The sequence below is a fragment of the Acetivibrio ethanolgignens genome (assembly GCF_001461035.1).
Taxonomy (GTDB): domain Bacteria; phylum Bacillota; class Clostridia; order Lachnospirales; family Lachnospiraceae; genus Velocimicrobium; species Velocimicrobium ethanolgignens.
Genome location: NZ_LNAM01000037.1, coordinates 1 through 3,788, shown reverse-complemented (window position 1 = coordinate 3,788; position 3,788 = coordinate 1). Strand labels below are relative to the sequence as shown.

General features: G+C 56.0%; 1 protein-coding gene. It reads left to right on the top strand.

Annotated features, from left to right (window positions below):
- Positions 1-216: 216 nt before the first annotated feature.
- Positions 217-3,788 (top strand): InlB B-repeat-containing protein (locus tag ASU35_RS03215; protein WP_147525351.1); only part of this gene is annotated, 3,572 nt, incomplete at its 3' end.

Genomic DNA, 3,788 nt, shown 5'->3' with positions numbered 1-3,788 from the left:
TAATTCCCCTCATGAATGAGGGGCTAGGGGAGTTGATGTGTCGAAGACACTTTTTTACTGTCGTTTCACGCCTCTTAAACGTCGCTTCACGCCAAGTCGATTGAAAGGAGCGAGAGCAGCCCTTATAATAATTTCTGTTTAACCTTTGCAAGCCGAAAAGACAGAGCTTGCCTTGCCATGCCGGCAAGAAAATTTTGACAGAAAGGATAGGAGAATATGAAAAGAAAACGAAGAATACTTAGCCTGCTGCTTAGCGGCGCAATGCTGTTTTCCCTCTGTACCCCAACGGTCTTTGCCGAGACGCCGACACAGGACAGGGGGCAGACCATTACGGAAACGGGCGGTTTATGCGAACACCACGCCGAACATACGGAGGATTGCGGCTATTCCCCCGCAGCCGAGGGGACGCCCTGCGGATATGTCTGCGAGCTATGCGGCGCGGGAGATAATACCCTGTCCAATAACGCCGAAGATGTCAAGGCGCAGCTTGACGCCATAGACGAGGCGAAGGAGAAACTCTCCGACGAGGAAATAGATGAGCTGGATTTTACCCGGTATGCGGAAGCTGCCGCTGCATTGGGGGCGCTGGCTGCGCCAATGCTATTGGCTAATGATTCGCCTAACGAGCAGTTTTCCCTCACCCCCGGCGGCAGATATTATTTTGAACTTTCGGCGATGAATATTCCCGGCAAGGTGAACGGCAGCCTGCCGGACAGCGCCCTGCACTATGTTCCCTTTACTTATGCCGGAACGATAGAAGCCTACAAGCTCACGTCTGCGACGGCAACCACCGAGGAGTATGCACAGCAGAACAAATACGCCCACAGCCTGTTTGTGGCGGACTACAATGTAACGCATACGGTAAGCTGGAATGACCTGAATACCGCAAATCTGATTTTCGGCAAGGGCTATGTCGCCGGCGGCGTGGACTATACTCTCCGCGCCCCCTCTGTGGGGAGCAACTATACTGGCTCTGATGACAGTGAGCGCAGCACGCCCCAAAGCAACGAATGGGATAACGAATGGGATAAGATTTTAGACAAAGACAGTTGCTATATCAAAAACTGGTCAGATATATATTCCTGGGGACAGGACACCGCTACTACTGATGCGTCGGGCCACGCGATTCGCGGGTACGATTCGGCCCGCTACTGCTATTGGACTATCTCGTCCCGTCGGCTCGCGCGCTACGGCTTCCGCCCCGTCCTTGAAGTCCTGAACCCTGACACACTGGGCTCTGACGGACTGAAGGTCGTTACCCTTGACCTTGGCGGCGGCAAGCTGGGCGGTAGCTCCGATGCTATTCAAATCATCGTGAAAAACGGCAGCGAGTTTACCGCACCTGCGTCCGATGGCTTGACCCGCCCCGATGGAGATACGGGCAGTTACTTCGTGTGGCTTGGCAGCAACGGCAAGCTCTACGCCCCCGGTGTCAGTGTTCCGGCGGACGTTACCAAGCTCACGGCGCAGTTTGCTTTATCAGAGCAGTTTTCCCTCAAGCCCGACGGCACCTATTACTTTGACCTATCGGCGATGAATATTCCCGGAACGGCAAACGGCAATCTGCCGGACAGCGCCCTGCACTATGTCCCCTTTACCTATGTGGGGACGATTAACGCCTATTCCCGCAACTCTGAAGGTGTAAGCACTGATGATACGGTAAAGCCTTACGCCCACAGCCTGTTTGTGGCGGACTACAATGTAACGCATACGGTAAGCTGGAATAACTTAAATACTGCGAGTCTGATTTTCGGTAAAAATTATGCCAGCGGCGGTGTGGACTATACCCTGCGTGCGCCGTCTGTGGGAAGTGGTTCTACAGGTTCGGGCGATTCCGGTCCCGGCGTGCCCCAAAGCAATGAATGGGACACGATGCTGAACAAGGACAACGAATATATCCAAAACTGGAATAAAATGTTTTCGTGGGGACAGGATACTTATTCTGGCGGCGCGTCGTACCGTGCGGTTCGCGGGTACGATTCGGCCCGCTACTGGAACAAACTCAATGTTACGTTCTCCAATCCGATCGTCGGTTTCCGCCCCGTCCTTGAAGTCCTGAACCCTGACACCCTGGGCTCTGACGGACTGAAGGTCGTTACCCTTGACCTTGGCGGCGGAACGCTCGGCGGTAGCTCCGATGCTATTCAAATCATCGTGAAAAACGGCAGCGAGTTTACCGCGCCTGCGTCCGGCGGTTTGACCCGCCCGGACGGAGTTACAGGCAGTTACTTCGTGTGGCTTGGCAGCGACGGCAAGCTCTACGCCCCCGGTGCCAGTGTTCCGGCTGATGTGACGACCCTGACGGCGCAGTTTACTTTATCAGAGCAGTTTTCCCTCACTCCCGGCGGCAGATATTATTTTGACCTCTCCGGCGCAAACATCCCCGGAACGGCAAACGGCAGCCTGCCGGACAGCACCCTGCACTATGTTCCCTTTACTTATGCCGGAACAATAGAAGCCTACAAGCTCACGTCTGCGACGGCAACCACCGAGGAGTATGCACAGCAGAACAAATACGCCCACAGCCTGTTTGTGGCGGACTACAATGTAACGCATACGGTAAGCTGGGATACCCTGAATACTGCAAATCTGATTTTCGGTAAAAATTATGCCAGCGGCGGCGTGGGCTATACCCTGCGCGCACCGTCTGCGGGAAGTGGTTCTACAGGTTCGGGCGATTCCGAACGCGGCGTGCCCCAAAGCAACGAATGGGACACGATACTGGACAAGGACAACGGATATATCCAAAACTGGTCAACTATATATTCCTGGGGACAGGACACCGCTACTACTGATGCGTCGCGCCGTGCGTTTCGCGGGTACCGTTCGGCCCGCCGCTGGAGCTACGGCCATGCTACGGGCTCCCGCCCGGACGTCGGTTTCCGCCCCGTCCTTGAAGTCCTGAACCCTGACACACTGGGCTCTGACGGACTGAAGGTCGTTACCCTTGACCTTGGCGGCGGAACGCTCGGCGGTAGCTCCGATGCTATTCAAATCATCGTGAAAACCGGCAGCACATTTACCACCCCCGCATCCGACGGCATGACCCGCCCCGATGGAGATACGGGCAGTTACTTCGTGTGGCTTGGCAGCAACGGCAAGCTCTACGCCCCCGGTGACAGTGTTCCTGCTGATGTGACAGCACTGACGGTGCAGTGGACAGCCCCGACCTATACCGTCACGCTGAACACAAACGGCGGCATGATCGCAGACGGGAAGGATGTCACAGGCTATACCTACGGCGTGGGCGCAACACTCCCGACAGATGTGACGCGCACCGGGTACACCTTCAAGGGCTGGTATGACAACGAAAATCTGACCGGCTCTCCTGTTACGGCGATTAGCAACACCGAAACGGGTAATAAGGAATATTGGGCGAAGTGGACAGTCAATCAGTACACGATCACCTATGATCTGGCCGGCGGCACTGTGGAGGGCAATCCCGACACCTACACCATCGAGACGGAGGCTTTCACCCTCAAGAATCCTACCAAATCCGGCTATACCTTCACCGGCTGGAGCGGCACGGGGCTTGACGGCGAGAACAATATGACCGTCACCATCCCCACGGGCAGCACTGGCAACCGAACCTATACGGCACACTGGCGTTATAATGGCAGCGGCTCCGGCGGCGGCTCTACCGGCGGCGGCTCCAGCAGCTCCGGCGGTGGCAGTTCATCTTCCGAAGACAGGGACGATCCCTCTGGCAACGCCTTTATCACTGATCGTCCGGACAAGAACAACCCCAACACCCCGACCACCGGACAAACCACACCGGTGAAACCCAC